General features: G+C 71.0%; 17 protein-coding genes. 6 read left to right on the top strand and 11 right to left on the bottom strand.

Annotation, left to right across the window (positions count from 1 at the left end; translation table 11 throughout):
• Positions 1-15: 15 nt before the first annotated feature.
• The 4 genes from ACGFNV_RS38790 to ACGFNV_RS38775 form a co-directional block, all read right to left on the bottom strand.
• Positions 16-2,460 (bottom strand): RICIN domain-containing protein, encoded by a 2,445-nt coding sequence (locus tag ACGFNV_RS38790; protein WP_393629300.1) that lies wholly within the window; start codon positions 2,458-2,460, stop codon positions 16-18.
• Positions 2,461-2,543: 83 nt separating this feature from the next.
• On the bottom strand, positions 2,544-3,941 hold the full coding sequence (locus ACGFNV_RS38785) for an arabinofuranosidase catalytic domain-containing protein (RefSeq protein WP_393629327.1): 1,398 nt from the start codon (positions 3,939-3,941) through the stop codon (positions 2,544-2,546).
• Between the two features lie 1,177 nt (positions 3,942-5,118).
• A complete protein-coding gene (locus ACGFNV_RS38780) occupies positions 5,119-5,349 on the bottom strand; it encodes a hypothetical protein (RefSeq protein ID WP_393629298.1) in 231 nt (76 codons plus the stop codon).
• Positions 5,350-5,601: 252 nt separating this feature from the next.
• Positions 5,602-6,402: a VOC family protein gene (locus ACGFNV_RS38775; RefSeq protein ID WP_393629296.1), complete on the bottom strand. Its 801-nt coding sequence runs from the start codon at positions 6,400-6,402 to the stop codon at positions 5,602-5,604.
• A gap of 107 nt (positions 6,403-6,509) precedes the next feature.
• Between ACGFNV_RS38775 and ACGFNV_RS38770 the strand changes: the two genes are divergently transcribed.
• Positions 6,510-6,845: an ANTAR domain-containing protein gene (locus ACGFNV_RS38770; protein WP_393629294.1), complete on the top strand. Its 336-nt coding sequence runs from the start codon at positions 6,510-6,512 to the stop codon at positions 6,843-6,845.
• 59 nt (positions 6,846-6,904) lie between these two features.
• Here ACGFNV_RS38770 and ACGFNV_RS38765 read toward each other — a convergent pair whose 3' ends face one another.
• Complete coding sequence (locus ACGFNV_RS38765) at positions 6,905-7,705, bottom strand: RNA polymerase sigma factor SigF (RefSeq protein WP_393629293.1); 801 nt, start codon at positions 7,703-7,705, stop codon at positions 6,905-6,907.
• A gap of 250 nt (positions 7,706-7,955) precedes the next feature.
• Between ACGFNV_RS38765 and ACGFNV_RS38760 the strand changes: the two genes are divergently transcribed.
• The 4 genes from ACGFNV_RS38760 to ACGFNV_RS38745 all read left to right on the top strand — a co-directional run bounded on the left by ACGFNV_RS38760 (position 7,956) and on the right by ACGFNV_RS38745 (position 10,801).
• Complete coding sequence (locus ACGFNV_RS38760; protein WP_393629291.1) at positions 7,956-8,420, top strand: MarR family winged helix-turn-helix transcriptional regulator; 465 nt, start codon at positions 7,956-7,958, stop codon at positions 8,418-8,420.
• Positions 8,417-9,268 (top strand): ATP-binding cassette domain-containing protein, encoded by an 852-nt coding sequence (locus tag ACGFNV_RS38755; RefSeq protein ID WP_393629289.1) that lies wholly within the window; start codon positions 8,417-8,419, stop codon positions 9,266-9,268. Before ACGFNV_RS38760 ends, ACGFNV_RS38755 begins: the two co-directional genes overlap by 4 nt.
• Positions 9,228-10,088: an ABC transporter permease gene (locus tag ACGFNV_RS38750; RefSeq protein ID WP_393629287.1), complete on the top strand. Its 861-nt coding sequence runs from the start codon at positions 9,228-9,230 to the stop codon at positions 10,086-10,088. Before ACGFNV_RS38755 ends, ACGFNV_RS38750 begins: the two co-directional genes overlap by 41 nt.
• A gap of 191 nt (positions 10,089-10,279) precedes the next feature.
• Complete coding sequence (locus ACGFNV_RS38745; RefSeq protein ID WP_393629285.1) at positions 10,280-10,801, top strand: hypothetical protein; 522 nt, start codon at positions 10,280-10,282, stop codon at positions 10,799-10,801.
• A gap of 312 nt (positions 10,802-11,113) precedes the next feature.
• On the opposite strand, the gene hemC is transcribed toward ACGFNV_RS38745, so the two are convergent.
• The 5 genes from hemC to ACGFNV_RS38720 form a co-directional block, all read right to left on the bottom strand.
• Positions 11,114-12,049 (bottom strand): hydroxymethylbilane synthase, encoded by a 936-nt coding sequence (hemC, locus tag ACGFNV_RS38740; RefSeq protein WP_393629284.1) that lies wholly within the window; start codon positions 12,047-12,049, stop codon positions 11,114-11,116.
• A gap of 105 nt (positions 12,050-12,154) precedes the next feature.
• Positions 12,155-13,171: a questin oxidase family protein gene (locus tag ACGFNV_RS38735; protein WP_393629282.1), complete on the bottom strand. Its 1,017-nt coding sequence runs from the start codon at positions 13,169-13,171 to the stop codon at positions 12,155-12,157.
• A 104-nt stretch (positions 13,172-13,275) separates the two neighbouring features.
• The gene (locus ACGFNV_RS38730) at positions 13,276-14,052 is read right to left on the bottom strand and encodes an NPP1 family protein (RefSeq protein WP_393629280.1); all 777 of its coding nucleotides are present in this window, start codon (positions 14,050-14,052) and stop codon (positions 13,276-13,278) included.
• 142 nt (positions 14,053-14,194) lie between these two features.
• Positions 14,195-15,175, bottom strand: coding sequence for an ATP-dependent DNA ligase (locus ACGFNV_RS38725; protein ID WP_393629325.1), 981 nt, complete (start codon positions 15,173-15,175; stop codon positions 14,195-14,197).
• A 166-nt stretch (positions 15,176-15,341) separates the two neighbouring features.
• Complete coding sequence (locus tag ACGFNV_RS38720) at positions 15,342-16,496, bottom strand: histidine kinase (RefSeq protein ID WP_393629279.1); 1,155 nt, start codon at positions 16,494-16,496, stop codon at positions 15,342-15,344.
• Between the two features lie 128 nt (positions 16,497-16,624).
• Here ACGFNV_RS38720 and ACGFNV_RS38715 point away from each other — a divergent pair, with 128 nt between their 5' ends.
• Positions 16,625-17,275: a TetR/AcrR family transcriptional regulator gene (locus tag ACGFNV_RS38715; protein ID WP_393629278.1), complete on the top strand. Its 651-nt coding sequence runs from the start codon at positions 16,625-16,627 to the stop codon at positions 17,273-17,275.
• A 12-nt stretch (positions 17,276-17,287) separates the two neighbouring features.
• Here ACGFNV_RS38715 and ACGFNV_RS38710 read toward each other — a convergent pair whose 3' ends face one another.
• On the bottom strand, positions 17,288-18,337 hold the full coding sequence (locus ACGFNV_RS38710) for a zinc-binding dehydrogenase (RefSeq protein ID WP_393629276.1): 1,050 nt from the start codon (positions 18,335-18,337) through the stop codon (positions 17,288-17,290).
• Between the last annotated feature and the right edge of the window lie 165 nt (positions 18,338-18,502).

Genomic DNA, 18,502 nt, shown 5'->3' with positions numbered 1-18,502 from the left:
GGAGGCGTGAGCAGGTCAGCGGGGAGTGAAGTCCTGGTTGGTGCCGGGGGCGTTCTTGCACTGCCACTGGTCCAGTTGCTGGCCCAGGTTGCTGCCGCCGCCGTAGACGTCCAGGCACAGACCGCTGTTCTGGTTCTTGAAGGAATACGAGCCGTCGGACTGCTGTACCGGCAGCCACAGAGCGCTCGACGCTCCGCCCGCGGCCTGCTGCACGATGTTCGGCGTACCGGCGGTCGTGGAGCCGCCGGCCACCGCCACGACCTGTCCGGAGTGCTGCGCGCGCAGTTGCCCGTAGCCGCCCGAGACCGGCACGAACTCGAACTGCTGGTTGCCCTGCCCGTTGCAGGTCCACTGGTCGATCGCGGCGCCGGCGCTGGTGGAGTTGCCGTACACGTCAAGGCACAGGCTGTTGCTGCCGATCACCAACTGGTGGTAGCCCGTGGGGAAGCCGCCGCCCGAGGACTGGACGCCCGCCTGCTGGATGACCTCTCTGGCGCCCTGGGGCCAGTTGGTGCCGCTGACCAGGACGTTGCCGGTGAGGACGTTGTTGTGCGGAGGGCCGGTGGCCACGTATGTGTTGCCGCCGTTGTACCAGTTGCCGGAGAACGTGCTGTCGTCGGTGTGGTTGTTCGCGTTGGCGTTGGTGAGCGCCCAGTTGCCCGCGTCCTGCACCACGTTGGCGGACACCTTCAGGTACCGGGAGCCCTCGTCGAGGTACAGCGCGGTGGTGCGGTTGTTGTCGTACATGTAGTTGTCGGAGATCACCGAGCCGGGGGCCGCGGACAGGCTGTAGATGCTGCCGCCGTCGAACATCGCGTTCTTGGTGTCGAAGACCAGGTTGTGGGAGACGGTGTTGTTCTTCAGCGTCGTGGGAGTGCTGTAGATCGGCTGGTAGTTGTACGTGCCCCGGTTGACGTAGTCCTGGCTGCCGCCCGGATCGTTCATCCCCCAGCCCCAGCCGATGTCGATCCCGTCGTAGGGCAGGTGGTCGCACTGGTTGTGGGTGATCGTCGCGTTGGTGACGTAGGTGGACAGGATTCCCGCGGTCTCCTTGTAGTCGGTGCCCACCCCGCTGACCTTGTTGTTGCTGATGGTGATGTTCTGGTTGGTCATCGGCGGGTTGGCGGGGTGGTGCGCGTCCGGCTGGATCCCGCCGACCTGGATGCCGCTGCCGGCGATGTCGGTGAACGTGTTGCCGGTGATGGTGACACCGTTCGCGCCGAGTCCGGTGCCGGAGGCCGTGGCGACGCCGTCGTTGCCCACGCCCAGTCCGGCCTGACCGAGTTCGGAGAACGTGTTGCCCGAGAAGGTGATGCCGGTGGCGGCGGAGACCTGGACCGCCGCGGGCATCTGCACCCAGTGGTTCCGGGTGGCCTCGAACTGCGTGCAGCCCGACTTGCAGGTGCTCAGCCAGTTGGCCGACATCGCATAGGCACCGGTGATGTGCGCGCCGCTCTGCTGGTCCGCGTACCCGTCGGGTCCGCTCGGGCCGAGCCAGGAGGTCCCGGTGAACCGTATGCCGGCGAATCCCAGGCCGGTCACGGGTGAGCCGTAGCTGCCGCTGATGCCCAACAGGTTCTGCAGCCGGGGCAGTTCGACGTCGAGGCTGTTCGGGTTCTGCCCCGGCTGGGCCCGGTAGTACAGGTCGCCGGTGGACGAGTCGAGGTACCACTGCCCGGCCTGCTTGAGGAACGCGTAGTTGTTCTCCAGGTACATGGTCCCGCCGGCGAACGGCGCGTTGATGGTGTCGTAGCCCCACGAGTTGTTGTTCCACGCGGGCTGCTGCATGGTGATGGTCCTGCCGCTGATCGACTGGACCGGCGCGTAGCGGTCGGTGAAGGAGTTGACGCTCTCGACTTCCATGTGGCTCTGGTCCGAGAGGCCGGCCAGGTAGTCGAGGGAGGAATCGGTGACGGTCAGACCGGTCTGAGTGAAGGTGAATCCGGAGCGGGGCACCTGGATCGCCGCACGCGGTGCCTGCTTGCCGTTCACGTACAACTGACGTGTGTTCACGCCGCTGCCGACGTGGGCCGACCAGATGTTGCTGCTCTGATCATGCACCTGCCAATCAGATATCTGCTGGGCGCCGCTCACGACCGGTTGCTGCCCTGACATGGCCTGGTAGGTGATCGTGTGGCCGTTCTGGCCGCCGTCGCCTGAGCCGAAGGTCAGTGGCTTGGACTGCCGGTAGGTGCCACCGGCCAGGTGGACCACGACGTCGGAGTCGGCCGAGAGCCGGTGCGCCGGCTGCCGCGCCTGGGCGATCGTCGCGAACGGCTGCCCGGCGGTGCCGTTCCCGCCGGGGGCCGCATCCGGGGCCACGTACAGATCAGCGGCCGCTGCCTGGCGCTCGGCCGGTACGGCGAACGCGGCCCCGGCCATGGGCAGGCTCCCGGCGAGCAAGGCGAACAGAGCTACGGGGGCGGCCCAGAGGCCGTGGAGCGCTCTGGCTCCGGACATCGTCATCCTCCAGTGGGGGGTGGCGCCTGGTGTGGGGGCGCCCGGTGTGGGGACGGAGTGGCGGGCGGAAGATCTCGGTCCCCTCAGCTGAGGTTCCATCGCTGGTTGGAACCGCCGTTGCAGGTCCACAGTTCGGCCAGGGCGCCGTTGGCTGTGGAGGCGCCGGTGACGTCGAGGCAGAGTCCGGACTGGATGCCGGTGACGGTGCCGTCGGAGTTCAGCTGCCACTGCTGGTTGGCGCCGCCGTTGCACGGCCAGGTCACCACCTTGGTGCCGGCGGTGGTCTGGTTGTTGTAGGCGTCCAGGCACATCTGGCTGCTGCCGCTGTATACGGTCAACTGGTTGGAGGAGGTGCGGGTCCAGCTCTGGTTGGCGCCACCGCTGCAGTCCCAGATCTGCAGCTGCGTGCCGGCCGTGGTGGACGAGTTCGGCACGTCCAGGCACTTGCCCGCGCCCACCGCGTGCAGCGCGCCGGTGCCCGTCCCGCCGGTCGCATTGCTGTATCCGGCCGCGGTGATGTTGGCCTGAACCGCGTTCTCGGTGGCGTCCGACGGATAGCCGGAGGTCATCACGCCCTCGTAGAAGGTGCCTTGGGCGCCCTTGCTGTTGTCACCACCGATGCCCAGGATGATGGCGCCCTGCTTCCGCATCGGGTTGTAGCCCGCGACGTTGGGGCGCACGCCGTCGTAGAACGTGGACAGGCCGCCCGACTGCGCGTTGCCACCGCGGATCGCCCAGTGGTTCGGGCCACCTTTGACGATGGCGGTCGTGTAGCGGTAGTTGATGGTCGGGTCGTTCGCGTTGTAGTGCTGGTTCACCCCGGAGAACAGGCCGTTCTCCAGGTCGGCCATGATCCAGGGGCCGTTGCCCGAACCGTAGCCCCAGACCTTGATGTTGCCGAAATAGATGGCCTCCATGGTGCCGTTGCCGTCGTCGTTGCTGTCCGTCTCGGCATTGCCGTAGTCGAAACAACAGCCGCCGTTGTAGTGCGTGCCGTCGAAGATCGCGTACATGCCCTCGGGGTTGTCCCCGGTCGCGATGCCGTTGGTGCGGTTGTTGCGGTATCCCGTCCCGGGTGCCACGAAGACGCCGTAGGCCTTGTGACCGCCCACGGTGGTGGGCGCGGCCGTCGCGTTCGCGAGGTTGTCGGGACCACCCGCGGCACCGCCGCCGGGCGCCTGGGTGAGGTTGTTCCCGCGACCTGACTGGTCGTAGATGATCGAGATGAGACAGGTGGTTCCCGAGCAGAACGAGTCCTGCGCGGCGGCGTCGGCGTACCCGCCCGCGCTCAGGACGCCGACGTCGCGGGTGGTGTTGTCCGAGGCGCGCCGGACCTGGTAGAGCGGCCCGTTGTACGAGGCGTACAACGCCCTCGTCGTGCTGTGGGCCGCCACACAGGGCGTTCCACCGGCCGCGTAGAGATCGCACGGTCCGGACGTGGCGGCCCGGGCCGTCCCGGTCGTGGCCGTGGCACCGGCCAGCGCGCCGACGGCGAGTACGGCCGCGGCCCCCGCCCGGGCGAATGTTTTCGGCCGAGAGGTGCGGGAACGGGCGCGGGAGCGCTCCCACGAACGGACAGATGCCTGGTCAGGCCCATTTCCCGGCCTCCCACGGCGCCGTATCGCAGCAAGCAGTAGGCGGACGCCACCGCTCCCGAACAGCACGTGGCGCCTGGTGCCTGTGGTGCCTGTCGTTCCCATCCGATCTCCCTACCGTGCCGACGAATCCAGTCGGGTCTTGTGCCGGGAGCACTGACACATGCGGCAGCGCTTGAAGGTGCCGTTCTTGCAGTGGGATTGCAGAGAGGTTTCGGGGGGAGACGGTGCTCCCGATTCCGTAGGGCTGTCAAGGGTCCGAACGTCCTCCGTCCGACTCGTGCACGGAATCGGTTCGATCGCCGATCCCCCCGGATCCGCATCCATCGGGCCACTCAGGCAGGCCCTGCGGGGCGGCGAGTAGGGGGTAGTGCGCGCTGCCGTCGGGGCGACGCGGCGACTGGCGGGGGCGGGACCGGGCGCCTCGGCCCGCTCACCTGGGCTTCCCCCTGCGACACCGCTGACCAGGAACGCGGCCGTCGAACTATGGCTGACGAGGGGGCAGTGCGCACCGATGCGGCCGATGCGGCGGTCCTTCACCCGTGCCCGGCACCGCCTTCGCTCTCCGGCACGCCATTGACCCCATATCTCGCCAATCTTTCACCGGTCCCAGCATCCCGTCGAAGCGCTTGCGCGGAACCGATTCGACTCCGGCTTCTGCGGGGAGGTGAGACGCCGGGGCGTGACGGGCTCGGCAGCCTGGGGCGGTTCTCCCTGCGTACTGATCGTTCGAGCGGTCGAATGTTTCGGGCGTTCGGCGCACTACCGCACTGCGGCGCAAGGGGATCATGCTGACGGCACCGCCTCGGCGGGTCTTCGAGCGTGATCGCGGGCTTATCCTCCGTGCAGGATGTCGGGCGGGACGGGACCGTGCGGTGCGGTGGTGGCGGTATGGGATCTGGGTGGGGGCCGTGGCGGTCACCGGGGTCGTGCTCGTCGTGGCGCTACGGAGTGGGGGAGGACCGGCCCCGCAAGGCGCGCTACCCCGTCGCTTGCAGGGAGGCGACCCGCGGTGAGACGGGCCGCGCCGTACACCCGAGCCAATCGCAGCGCAGCACCCTGACTACGCCCGTGTACTGCTGAAGGCGGTGCCGTCGCCAGTACGGCGCAGCTCGCCGGTCTCCTCCAGGCGAAGAACGCATACGGCCAGGCGCATCGCCTCGCGGACCGTGGTGATCATGAGCAGTTCGCCGAGTTCCTGGAGCCGGGCCGCGGCGCCGGAGACCGTGTGGAGCATCCGGCGAACGTCGTCGTTGTAGCGGTGGGAGGCGTCGATGTCCTGCTCGGTCAGCATCTCCGCCATTCGAAGCCGTCGCTGGCCGGTGTGTAGCTGCTCAGCTCGAGTCCACCGGCGGATTAGGGCCGGTCTGGCGGATCTTGTCGGAGACGCGGGGCTTGGCGCGTCTGCCTGCGGCGTTGTCGTCGGTTGCCGATGCTCCGCATTGACGCCCTCCTCAACGCCTTGCAGCCAAAGGCCGCCAAGCCCCGCTCACCCGCGCCGACAAGGCCCCGCTTCCTTCCTCCGACCTGATCCGCCGGACAGGCCCTAACGCGCGCGGCGGGACGTCACCGTGAACTGGGCGCCGTCCTGGTCGCGCAGGATGGCCTCGTCGGCGGCCATGCGCAGGACGCTGCCGCCGTGCCGCTCGGCGGCGCGGGCGCAGGTGGCCACGTCCGACACGGCGAAGTGGACCTGCCAGTGCGGCCGAATGGTGGGGTCGGGAGCCGAACCCAGGGCCCCCGACTGGATGCGGGCGACGATGTCGCCCTGGCTGCGCAGGACGACCTCGTCGCCCTCGTAGTGGACCTCACAGCAGCCCTGCCGGTCCGACGCCCAGTCCAGGATCTCGCCGTAGAAGATCGCCGCGTCGAAGGCGTCCCGGGTGTGGAGGCGGATGAAGGTGGGGGCGGCGCGGCGCCAGCTCTCCCAGGCGCCCATCAGCTCGCCCTCCCAGATCCCGAAGGTCGCGCCGTCCCGGTCGGCGAGCAGCGCGGCCCGCCCCGGGGGCAGGGACAACGGCCCCACGGCCGCCGTACCACCCCGCTCCCGCGCCCGGCTCACGGCCTCGTCGGCGTCGGGGACGGCGAAGTACGGCGTCCAGGCCACCGCCATCTGCCACATGGCGGCGACCGCCGCGATCCCGGCCACGGGTACGTCGTCCACCAGCGCGATCCGGAACCGGTCCCCGAGCCGGTTCCGGCGCCACTTCCAGCCGAGCACGGCAGAGTAGAAGTCCTGCGTGGCGTCCAGGTCGCGACTGGTCAGGCTCACCCAGCAGGGCGCACCGAAGACGGAGTGCGTGGAGATGACTTCGGCCGTACCGAAGGGTTTCGTGTCGTGGTTCATGGCACTCGCGTCCTGCTCTCGTCGTTCGGCAGCCCCCGGTCTGACTCCAGTGTCCGGCCGGAACCGCTCGGGGCGCCTGCTGAGAGGCCCGGTGGCACGATGGAGGGGTGGCACGAGTACCCCCGGAGCCCGACGACGAAACGGGATTGATCTTCCACCTCCAGGCCGAGGTGGATCAGCTCAAGGAGGCCATGGTCTCGCACGCCGTCGTGGACCAGGCGATCGGAATGGTCGTGGCCCTGGGGCGGGTGACACCCGACGACGGCTGGTCGGTGCTCAAGGAAGTGTCCCAGCACACGAACATCAAACTCCGCAACGTCGCGGAGCTGATCCTCATCTGGGGACGCAGCGGCGAGATGCCCCCGGAGATCCGGGTCGAACTCGAGGACGCCCTCGACCGTCACGGTCCGACCCAGGTCCCGGGCGCACCCCCGTTGGAGTAAGGCGTCGGGCCGGTGGAGCAAGGCGCCGGGCGCGCGCTCGGCGAAGGCGCCGGGCGGGCTCAGCGCGTGGAGCCCGTCTCGGCGAGCACCTCCCTGCGCAGCCGGGCGAAGCAGCCGCTGAGCAGCCGTGAGACGTGCATCTGGGAGATGCCGAGCTGCTGGGCGATGCGACTTTGCGTCATGCCCTGGAAGAAGCGCAGGTAGAGGATGGTGCGTTCGCGCTCGGGGAGGGCCTCCAGGCAGGGCTTGAGCGCCTCACGGTCGACGACCGCGTCGAACCCCGGGTCCGGGCCGCCGATCGCGTCCTGCAGGGCGTAGCCGTCGGTGCCGGGCATCTCGGCCTCCAGCGACAGCGCGGTGAAGCACTCCAGTGCCTCCATCCCGATCCGCACCTCGGCCTCGGTCAGCTGGGCGTGCTCGGCGATCTCGGCGACCGTCGGGGCGCGCCCCGGGATCGTCTGCCCCAGCTCCTTGGACGCGTGCCGGACGCGGTTGCGCAGGTCCTGGACCCGGCGCGGCACGTGCAGCGTCCACATGTGGTCACGGAAGTGCCGCTTGATCTCGCCGGTGATCGTCGGCACCGCGTACGCCTCGAAGGCGCGGCCGCGGTCCGGGTCGTAGTGGTCGACGGCCTTGACCAGGCCGAGGGCCGCCACCTGGTAGAGGTCCTCCAGGCTCTCGCCGCGGCCGCGGAAACGGACGGCGATCCGCTCGGCCATCGGAAGCCAGACCTCGACGAGCTCGTCCCGCTGTGCCGAGCGCTCCGGGCCCTCGGGCAGGCCCGCGAGGCGGACGAAGGCCGCGGCCGTGTCCGGGGCGTCGTCATGGGGATGCTGGCGTGTGCTGGCGGCGGTACGCATCGTGCGTGCCTCCCTGAGACAGGTGCCGGTGGACGGACACCGTGGGAAAGGGCGCGCAGGGCGGGTGGAGTACGCCCGCATGAGACCGAGCGGGCCGGTTCCCACGGACGTGCCTCCTGTCCGAAGCACTTGAAGAGCCCTTGCCCGGGCAGGTGGATTCCAAAACAAATCATAACAATTCGGTCGTTGTGGTGATCTCTTGACCGCCCTTTGGGTTCATTACCTCTGTTACAGAGATAACGTCGAAGACATGGAGCACGTGGAACAGGAACCCTTTGCGGAGGAGCTGGCGGAGGCCCTCGTCGGCGTCCAGCGGCTGATCCGGCGCCGGCTGCGCGCCGGGCTCACCGTGCCGCGGCTGCGCGGCGCCGAGGTGGAGCTGCTGCGCCTCGTGGCGACCCGGCCCGGCATCGGCGTCTCGGAGGCGGCGAAGGAGCTCCATCTGGCCGGAAACTCCGTGTCGACGCTGGTCAACCAGCTGGTCAAGGAGGGGTACCTGGTCCGTGAGACGGACCCCGCCGACCGGCGCGCCGCCCGGCTGCTGCTCACCGACGCCGCCGCGGCCCGGCTGAACGCCTGGCAGCAGCGCCGCGCCGCCCTCGTCGGCCGCCATCTGGCCCGCCTCGGCGAGACCGACCGCGAGGCGCTGCGCGCGGCGCTCCCGGCGCTGCGCGAGCTCGCCGTCACCCTGCACGAGGAGGCCGAGGAGTCATGACGATCGACACCGCCACCGAGGCGGTCACCTGCACCCGGCTCGCCTACGCCTTCGGTGGCACGAAGGCGGTCGACGGGCTCGACCTGACCGTCCGGGAGGGCGAGGTCTTCGGGCTGCTCGGCCCCAACGGCGCGGGGAAGACCACGGCGATCCGCTGCATCACCACGCTCCTGCCGGTCCCGGCCGGCATGGTGGGCGTCTTCGGCCATGACGCGGCCCGTGACCGGATGGCGGTACGGCGCCTGCTGGGCTACGTCCCGCAGCAGCTGTCCGCCGACGCGGGCCTCACCGGCCGGGAGAACGTCGACCTGTTCGCCCGTGTCTTCGACGTGCCCCGCCGCGAACGCGCCGAACGTGTCGGCCAGGCCCTGACCGCGGTCGACCTCGCCGACGCCGCCGACCGGCTCGCCGGCACCTACTCCGGCGGCATGGTCCGCCGCCTCGAACTGGCTCAGGCGCTGGTCAGCGCGCCCCGCCTGCTGATCCTCGACGAACCCACGATCGGTCTCGACCCGATCGCCCGGACGAGCGTCTGGGAGCACATCGAGGCCGTACGCGCGGCCACCGGCATGACGGTCCTGGTCACCACGCACCACATGGACGAGGCCGACCAGTACTGCGACCGGGTCGGCCTGATGCACCGCGGCCGCATCCGCGCCCTCGGCACCCCGGCCGAACTGCGGCGGGGGCTCGGCGAACGCCGACGCGCCGAGGGCGCGCAGGACGCCGACACGCTGCCCACGCTGGAGGACGTCTTCCGGGACGTCGCCGGCAGCGGCCTCGACGACGAGTCAGGAGACTTCCGCGATGTCCGAAGCACCCGCCGCACCGCGCACCGTGTCGGCTGACCGCGCCCACCGGCAGGGCATCGGCCTGCTCGTCCGGCCGCCCGAGCCCCGCGCGGGCTGGCGACTGCTGCCCACCCGGGTGGCGGCGATGTGCGCCGTCGAACTCCAGAAACTCCGTCACGACCGCACCGAGCTGTACACCCGGGCCGTCCAGCCCGCCCTGTGGTTGCTGATCTTCGGTCAGACCTTCAGCCGGATCAAGGCGATCCCCACCGGCGGCATCCCCTACACCGACTACCTGGCGCCCGGCATCATCGCCCAGTCCGCGATGTTCATCGCCATCTTCTACGGCATCCAGATCATCTGGGAGCGCGACGCCGGGGTACTCAACAAACTCCTCGTCACCCCGACCCCGCGCTCGGCGCTGATCACCGGCAAGGCGTTCGCGGCCGGAGTGAAATCGCTGGTCCAGGCGGTCGTCGTGATCGTGATCGCCGCCCTGCTCGGGGTGGCGCTCACCTGGAACCCGCTCAAGCTGCTCGGTGTCGCCGCGGTCGTCGTCCTCGGCTCGGCCTTCTTCTCCTGTCTGTCGATGACCATCGCGGGCATCGTGCTGAGCCGCGACCGCCTGATGGGCATCGGGCAGGCGATCACCATGCCGTTGTTCTTCGGCTCCAACGCCCTCTACCCGGTGTCGGTCATGCCGGGCTGGCTCCAGGCGATCAGCGAGGTCAACCCGCTCAGCCATCAGGTGGACGCCCTGCGCGGTCTCCTCCTCGGCACGCCCGCCGACCTTCCGGCCGACTTCGCGGTGCTCGCCGTGGCCGCCGCGCTCGGCATCGCCGCCGCCTCCTCGCTCCTGGGCCGGCTCGCCCGCTGATCTTGGCCGAGAACGTGATGTGCGGCACGCTCGGAAAAGCGGTCGCGCGACCCGGATCGGGATTCTTCCTGCGCACGGCTTGATCACCGATCAAAAGGGGTGAAGTCCCTGGCCACAGCGCATTCTGCTCATTTGACAGTGCGCTCAGCACACGGATAGGAAGCAGCCCGAAAGAAGTCGAGAGGTGGACTGTGTACGAGCCGAACGTGGTCGGGGACTGGCACGAGTACGACGAGCATGCCGGTCTGCGGGTCCGCGTCCACCGCCTGGAGCCGGCCGAGCCGCCCCGCGGACGGGACGACGCGGCCGAGGGCATGACGTACTTCCGGTTGCGCGTGACCGTCGAGAACCGCGGCGGCCGCCACTACGGCATCCACCTCGAGGACGGTCAGATCGACGTGCGGATCGGCCCCGACGGTGAGAGCGCCTTCATCGACTGGCGCAACTCGCAGTTCATCGAGGGCTTCGACGTCTACCCGCTGCGCCGGGCCACCGCCGTGCTGTACGCGGCCGGCCCCGAGGCTTCGCTGAGCCAGGTGGACACCCAGGTCCAGCTGCGCGTCGAGGAGGAGTGGACCGACCGCCGTCTGTGGACCGGCGGCATCGGCCTCACCGAGGGCGCCACCGGCACCCCGACCGCCTCCGGCCGCGAGAGCCTGGCCCGCCAGGTCAGCAACTTCCTCCGCGACCAGGCGGAGGAGGGCACGGCCTGACGCGAGCCCGCCCGAGCGCCGACTGAGCAGGGGCCGGACCGTGTGGGTCGGCCCCAGGCGCACCCGGGCACCGCCCAGCCTGGTCCTGTCGCCCCGTCGCCCCGGGTCGCCCCGTCGTCAGTGCGGGATGCCGTTGGGAGAGGACCGACCGCCGCCTTGGACCGGCGGCATCGGCCTGACCGGGCTCGCCGCCGACGATCCCATCGCCCAGGACCGCGAGAGCCCGGCCCGCCAGGTCAGCGACTTGCGCCGCGACCAGGCGGAGGCGGGGCCGCCACCGGCATCGCCCGGCGCGGGCCCGTCGCCCCGTCGTCAGTGCGGGATGCCGTCGATGATCTCGCGGGCGCCCTGGCGCAGCAGGGCCACGGCGACCGAGGTGCCGAGGGTGGCCGGGTCGAGGGGGCCCGCCCACTCGTGGGCGTTGAGGCGGGTCTTGCCGTCCGGGGTGAACACACACGCCCGCAGGGACAGCTCGCCGCTGCGGTCCACCTGCGCGAACCCGGCGATCGGACTGTTGCAGTGCCCTTGCAGCACATGCAGGAACATGCGCTCCGCGGTCGCCTCCCGGTGGGTGGCCGGATCACCGAGTCCGCTGACCGCGTCGATGACGTTGGTGTCGTCCTCGCGGCACTGGAGGGCGAGGATGCCCGCGCCGATCGGCGGCATCATCGCCTCCGGGGACAGCACCTCGCTGATCACGTCACGCCGGTCGATGCGCTCCAAGCCGGAGACCGCGAGCAGCAGCGCGTCCGCCTCGCCGGCCGCCAGCTTCTCCAGCCGCCGGTTGGCGTTGCCCCGGAACGGCACGCACTCCAGGTCCGGGTGGGTGGCGGCCAGCTGGGCCCTGCGCCGCACCGACGAGGTGCCGATCCGGGTCCCCGCCGGGAGTTCGTCGAGGGTGAGCCCGCCCGGATGGATGAGCGCGTCCCGGATGTCGTCCCGCTTCAGGAAGGCGGCGAACACCGTGCCCGCGGGCAGCGGCCGGTCCGCCGGCACGTCCTTGACGCAGTGCACCGCCAGATCGGCCTCCCCGGCCAGCAGCGCCGCGTCGACCTCCTTGGTGAAGGCACCCTTGCCCTCGACCTTCGACAGGTCCCCCATCCACTTGTCGCCGGTGGTCCTCACCGGTACGACCTCGGTACGGATGCTGGGGTGCAGGGCGGTCAACTCGGCGCGGACACGCTCCACTTGGGCGAGAGCCATGGGGGAGTCGCGGGACACGATGCGGATCAGTTCCGGGACGGACATGCGGGACACGATAGACCCTCGGGCCGGGGGCGCGTGCCGCACTCCGCCACTGTCAAGGGGCCACCGGCGGGTTTCGTACGTCCACGCGTGGCGCCGCCCGCGGCCTCAGGACAGCGGCACGCTGAGCTCGACCGCGCGCAGGGCGGCGGCGAGGGCCGGTTCGTCGCCGACGTCGAGGGCCGTGTCGGTGAGCTTGATGACGTGTTCGTCGCCGTGGGCCAGAGCGCGTTCGAGGACCTCCTCGGGGGTGCGCAGGGCGGGCGGCGTGTAGGGCACCGGTTCGGCGGGGGCGTACATCGCGGTGACCGCGGCGGACGCCGTCCACGCCGCGTGCAGGCTCGGCGCCCACAGCTCGCGGGGGAGTGAACCGAGCGTGCGCAGCACGGCGTTGGGGGCCGTGGCCGCGTGCACGAGCATCGTCTCCTCGCCGTGGCCGTGGGTGGCGTACCGGTGCGTCGCGGCGCGGACGAGTTCGGTGAGCCGTTCCCGCGCGGTGTCGGGGTCCGTCACGTCGTCCGCCCAGACGGGCAGCGCGCGCACCACGGCCAGCCGGTCGGGGAATTCCTCGCTCGGCGCGTGCACGGCCGGGACGGCGTCGAGGGAGGCCGCGGCGGTCGGCGCGCCGGGCAGCGCGGCGATGCCGGTGACCGTGTGGTGGACGGCCGCCCAGTAGCCCAGACCGTGGGCGAGTTCGCTGAGACGGGGCGCGCTCTCACCCGCTTCGAGGGCACGTACGGCGTGGCCGACCCGGATGACGGGATGCGTGGAGCCGCCGTAGAGGCCGGGCAGCAGGCGGGGCCACCACTCGGCGAGGACGGCGCGCCACGGGCGGTCGGCCACGGCCCGGGAGAAGTGGTCGATCCAGTCGGCGACCCGCCGTGGATCGCCCAGCGCCTCGCGCCAGTTGGCGTCCGTGACGGGGGCGACGGGGGAGGGGAAGTCCTCCAGCTTGCCCTCGTAGAGGTCCAGCCAGCGGTGCACGGCCTCGGCGTGGCCGTGGGCGGCGAGGGACTCGACCACCATGGGGGCGTGGTTGGTGAGCCGGCCTACGCGTTCCGGTCCCGCGGTGTGCAGTCTTTCCAGAGCTTCTTCGAGCTGTCCGCTCGTGTCGTTGATCTTCATGTGCGGGAGGCTACGCCGTGGCACGGACGGCCGGGATCGGGCCCGGGGCGGAACCCGAGGGGCGGCTCGGGTCGTAGGTCCCCGGCCCGATCCCGGTGCGGGGCTCAGGAGTTGGGGTCGAACGCGATGCCGGAGGGCTTCGCCTTGGCGAGGTCGGAGGCGAAGTTGGCGTCCTTGAGGGCGAAGTTGGCGCTGCCGAAGTCGTAGGCGGTCAACTTGTCGCGCACGCCCGCCGGGTAGCCGTTCCAGCCGACCAGGGGCGGGTACTGCCAGGTGCCCTTGTGGTTCTCCGGCGGCTCGTCGTTCGAGCCGGCCAGCCGGAAGCAGTGCGTCCTGATGCCGTCCTTGTGATAGACGATCTTCGGATGAGTACCGTCGAAGCGGACCTCGGAGGCCGCGTGCACGGTGTACGAGCCGTGGTTCGACGTCGACACGTACTTGACCTGGTTGTCCTGCACGAACACCACGACGTGCTCCCAGTCGTTGCGGTGCCCGCCGATGCTGCTGCCCGCGACGGCCTGGTCCTTCTCGAAGTACAGGCCGTACATGAAGGCGCACCAGCCGTTGTTGCACTTGTAGCGCGAGTAGCCGTTGGTGTTGTCGAGGTCCGAGGCGTCACGGCAGTCGCCGCTGAGCGAACCGGTCGGCTTCAGGCCGCCGTTGACGGTGCCGTCGGGGCCTATCGCGGGGGTCGGGTAGCAGCCGTCCGTGTCGTAGTCGAAGGCGGGCTGGTACGTCTTCTCCTGGCTGTCGGCGTTGCCGGGCAGCGCCTTCGGCGGGGCGGCGAAGGCGACGGTGGGGAAGGCGACGACGAGGGCTGCGGCACCGGCCAGTCCGGTGACCCATCTCCTGCGGTGTGCCTTGAAGGTCGGTGACGACACTGCGTCCTCCTCTGATCCGGGCGCAGCCCAACGGCTGTGGGGGAAAAGGAGGTTCAGCTTCCTCGCTTTTCCCTTCCGCGCCAAGAGGTCGCAGGCGTATCCACAGTGAAGCGCGAGCCAATACTTGGATCATGACGGTGCTTCAGACGGCATCGTCCGGAATGTCGGCAGCCGCCTCCTCGGGTGTCAGGTCCGGGCGCAGCCGCAGCCACGACGGCTGACGCAGCATCCCGGCCCGGGTACGGGTGCTGTAGCGGACCTCGCCGACCAGCCGGGGCACCACCCAGCGCGCGCCCGGCACCCTCGGCACCGGGTCGAAGGGGCACACCTCGCTCGCGGCGGCCGCCAACAGCTCGGCGAGCAGGGCCCGTTCGGGCTCGCTCCAGCCGGTCCCCACTCCGCCCACGTAGCGCAGGCGTCCCGCCGCCCGCTGGCCGACCAGCAGGGCGCCGGGCAGACCCGACAGCCGCCCCTTGCCGGGCAGCCACCCTCCGACGATCACGTCCTCGCTGCGCATGTTGCGGATCTTGATCCAGGCGCGGGAGCGCACCCCCGGTTCGTACACCGAGTCGAGCCGCTTGCAGACCAGGCCCTCCATCCCGTGCTCCAGGGTGGCCGCCAGGGCCTGTCGGCCATGGCCGACGATCGCCGCCGGCGTCGACCAGAACGGTCCCGCCAGGCCGAGCTCCTCCAGCCGCGCCCGCCGCCGCGCGTAGGGCCACGGCAGCAGGGAGTCCCGCCCCAGGTGCATCACGTCGAACAGCACGAGATGGACCGGGACCTTCGCGGCCTGGCGGGCGGCGCGACCGGGGGCGTGGGCCAGGCCCATCCGGGACTGGAGCAACTGGAAGTTCGCGCGGCCCTCCGCGTCGAGCGCGAGGATCTCACCGTCCAGCACGGCGGGTGTCGCGCCGAGGGCGCCGCCCAGTGCCGCGAGTTCCGGGTAGGCGGCGGTGATGTCCTCCCCGGAGCGGGCCCGCAGCCCGGCACTCCCGTCCCCGGCGAGATAGACCACCACCCGCTGACCGTCCTGCTTGGTCTCGTACGCCCAGCGGGCGTCCTGCGCGGCGGGCGGCAGGGTGCCGGGCGTGGCGAGCATGGGCGCGATCAGGGGCAGCGGCACGGGTGACGTCACGGGTGAACATGTCGACACACCCGGGCACCGCCACGCCCCCTGCACGGTGGTTTCCCCTGAACGGACTCAGGGACCCACCCGCGACGGTGGCCGCACCGCGCCCGACTGATGGGCCGTGACGCTCAGTTGCGCGCCTGCGCCGGCCCGTCGAGGGTCACCACACGCACGGCAGCTCCACCGTGACGACCGTCGGGCCGCCCCTCGGGCTGGAGACCCGGACGGTGCCGTCGAGCGCCGCGACCCGGCGCCGCATGCCGAGCAGTCCGGTGCCGGCGGCCTCGTCGGCACCGCCCCGGCCCTCGTCCCGTACGCACACGCTCAACCCTTTGCCGGTACGGGCGAGCCGGGCGGCGGCCCGCTCGGAGCCGCTGTGCTTGGCGGCGTTGGTCAGCGACTCGGCGACGACGAAGTACGCTGCCGCCTCCACCGCGGCCGGGGCGCGGGGGCCGTCGTCGGTCAGGCCGTCGACGTCCACCGTGACCTCGAGGCCGCTGCTCGCGGCGAGCGCCCGTACGGCGCCCACGAGCCCGCGGTCGGTGAGGATCGGCGGGTGGATCCCGCGCACCACGTGCCGCAGCCCGGTGAGGGCCTCCTCGGCCTGGCTCTGAGCGTCCGTCAGCAGCTTGCGGGCGGCGTCCGGATCACGCTCGTACGCCTGTTGCGCCAGCCCGATCCGCAGGGACAGCGCGACCAGGTGGGCCTGGGCGCCGTCGTGCAGGTCGCGTTCGATGCGGCGCAGCTCGGCTCCGTGCGCGGCGACCGCGTCCGCCCGCGTCGCGGTGAGCCGCTCGACCCGTGCGGCCAGCAGCGCCTGCGGGGACGGACTGAGCAGTGCGGTCGACCAGGACGCCTCCAGGTCGGCGAGCCGCACGATCAGCGGCAGGATCACCGCCTCGCGCCGCAGCAGCCCGCACCACACCCCGTCCACCACCGGGGCGAGCAGCCAGAGCGGCGGCATCAGCACCGGCAGCCAGCCGTAGGCGTAGTACGCGAGCAGCCACCGGAAGTCGGTGAGCGTGCCGGGATCGCGGACCGACGTGGTCAGCCGTTCGCGCAGGGTGCCGGTGATCGGCCGGTACGCCTCGGGAATATCACGGCCCGTCCACGCCGCCGTCAGCCGCCGCTTCGCCCCGGCGATCCGCCGCACCAGCAGCACGGTCTCGGGCAGCAGCCAGCAGCCCACCACCGCGGCCGTGCCGACGGCGGTGATCAGCAGGACGGTGATGAAGAGGTACGACCCGAAGGCCATCGCCGCGGCGACGAGGAGCCGGCCCGAGGCCCGGGCCGCCTGCCGCAGGGTCGGTCGCATGGTGACGTCGTTCCTCTCGACGTGGTCGGTAGTCTTCCGTTCCGGAAACCGCGGTGTCGGCGGTGGACCCGGGCGGTCTGGGGACTGGTCGCCCCGGGGTGGTGCGCAGTCCCGGTACGGTGGTGATCATGGCGGGCAGGGCGGTACGGGCGGAGCAGGCCGGGGCGACGAGGGAGCTGATCCTGACCGCGGCCGAGCGGCTGTTCGCCGAGCGCGGTGTGTACGCCGTCTCCAACCGCCAGGTCAGCGAGGCGGCCGGGCAGGGCAACAACGCCGCCGTCGGCTACCACTTCGGCACCAAGACCGACCTGGTCCGCGCGGTCGTGCGCAAGCACGCCACACGCATCGAGGAGGGCCGCGTCCGGCTGGTGGCCGGCCTCGACGACTCCGCGGACCTGCACGACTGGGTGTCGTGCCTGGTGCGCCCGGTCACCGAGCACCTGGCGGCGCTGGGGTCGCCCACCTGGTACGCCCGCTTCTGCGCCCAGGTGATGACCGACCCCGCCCTGTACCCGATCATGGTCGAGGAGTCCCTCACGTCGCCGTCGATGCGGCTGGTGGTCGACGGCCTGGACCGCTGTCTCAGCGACCTGCCCGCCGAGGTCCGCGCCGAACGCGGCGACATGGCGCGCCATCTGATCCTGCACACCGCCGCCGAACGCGAGCGCGCCCTCGCCGAGGGGACCCCCACGCCCCGCGCCACCTGGCACGACGCCGCCACGGGCCTGATCGACGCCATAGCCGGCCTGTGGCTGGCGCCCCACTCGCGCACCCGGTAGCCGAGGCGCGGTTCAGTGCCCGTCGTCAAGGGTGACGACGACCTTCTCCGCCGCACCCGGGGTGAGCGCCAGCTCGAAGGCGCGGTCCACCTCGGAGAACGGGACCCGGTGGCTGATCAGCGTTGCAAACCGCTCCTGGTGCTCCACGAGCTCCGGGGTCACCTCGAAGATCTCGGTCGGGTAGCCCTGGGAGGCGATGAGGGTCAGCTCGCTGCGCAGCATGCCGCCGAGGTCGATGTCGGAGCCCTTCTTCTGCACCGCCACCATGACCAGCCTGGCGCCCCACTTCGCCGACTGGACCACGGTGTTGAAGACGACCGGCGCGCCGGCCGCGTCGATGTAGATGTCGGTGCCCGGCCGGGGCTGGCCGAGGGCGTTGGCGCTCGGTCCGTGCAACTCGGTCAGGCGGGCGGTCACGTCCTCCTCGGCCGAGTCGATGACGGCGTCCGCGCCGACGGCCAGTGCCTTCTCCAGCCGGGCGGGGATGACGTCGGCCACCACCACGTGCTCCACACCGCGCAGCTTCAGCCAGATCGCGGCGCCCAGACCGATCGGACCGGCGCCGAACACGACGACCCTGTCTCCCGGCTTCGCCCCGGAACGGTTGACGGCGTGCCGGGAGACGGCCATCGGCTCGTTGAGCGAGGCGACGTCGAAGGGCACGGTGTCGGGGAAGACGGCGACACTCCTGCCGATCTCGGCGTTCTCGATCAGGAGGTATTCGCTCATCCCGCCGAATCTGCCCCCACAGCCGATGATGCCGGTCGGCGCGTCCTGCGGGTTGACCACCACCCGGTCACCGACCTTCAGACCGGCCACCTCGGCGCCGACCTCGACGACCTCACCGGCCGGCTCGTGGCCCAGCGCCACCGGCACCGTCTCGCCGCCGAGGTGGGCGCGGGCCGGCACGCCGCCCATGTGCAGGAACGTGACATCGGTGCCGCAGATGCCGCAGGCGCGGATCCGTACGAGCGCGTCCTTGGGGCCGGGCATGGGACGCTCGACGTCCACCGCCTCGACCTTGCCCACACCGGCGGTCTGCACGGACTTCATGCTGGTCATGGGGAGTGCCTTTCACTGGTGGTGAGCGGGGTGCTCCAAGGGCGGGGGTGTCCTCGGGCCCGGCGCCGGTCGGGCGCCCGGTTCGGGCGTTGCTTGAGTTAGGCAAACATATGCGGATTACTTGAGTCAAGCAACTGAAGCGGTTACTTGAGTCAGGCAAGCAGA

Source organism: Streptomyces sp. NPDC048751 (assembly GCF_043198595.1).
Classification (GTDB): Bacteria; Actinomycetota; Actinomycetes; order Streptomycetales; family Streptomycetaceae; genus Streptomyces.
The sequence above is the reverse complement of the archived record's forward strand: the minus strand, read 5'-3'. Positions and strand labels throughout refer to the sequence as shown.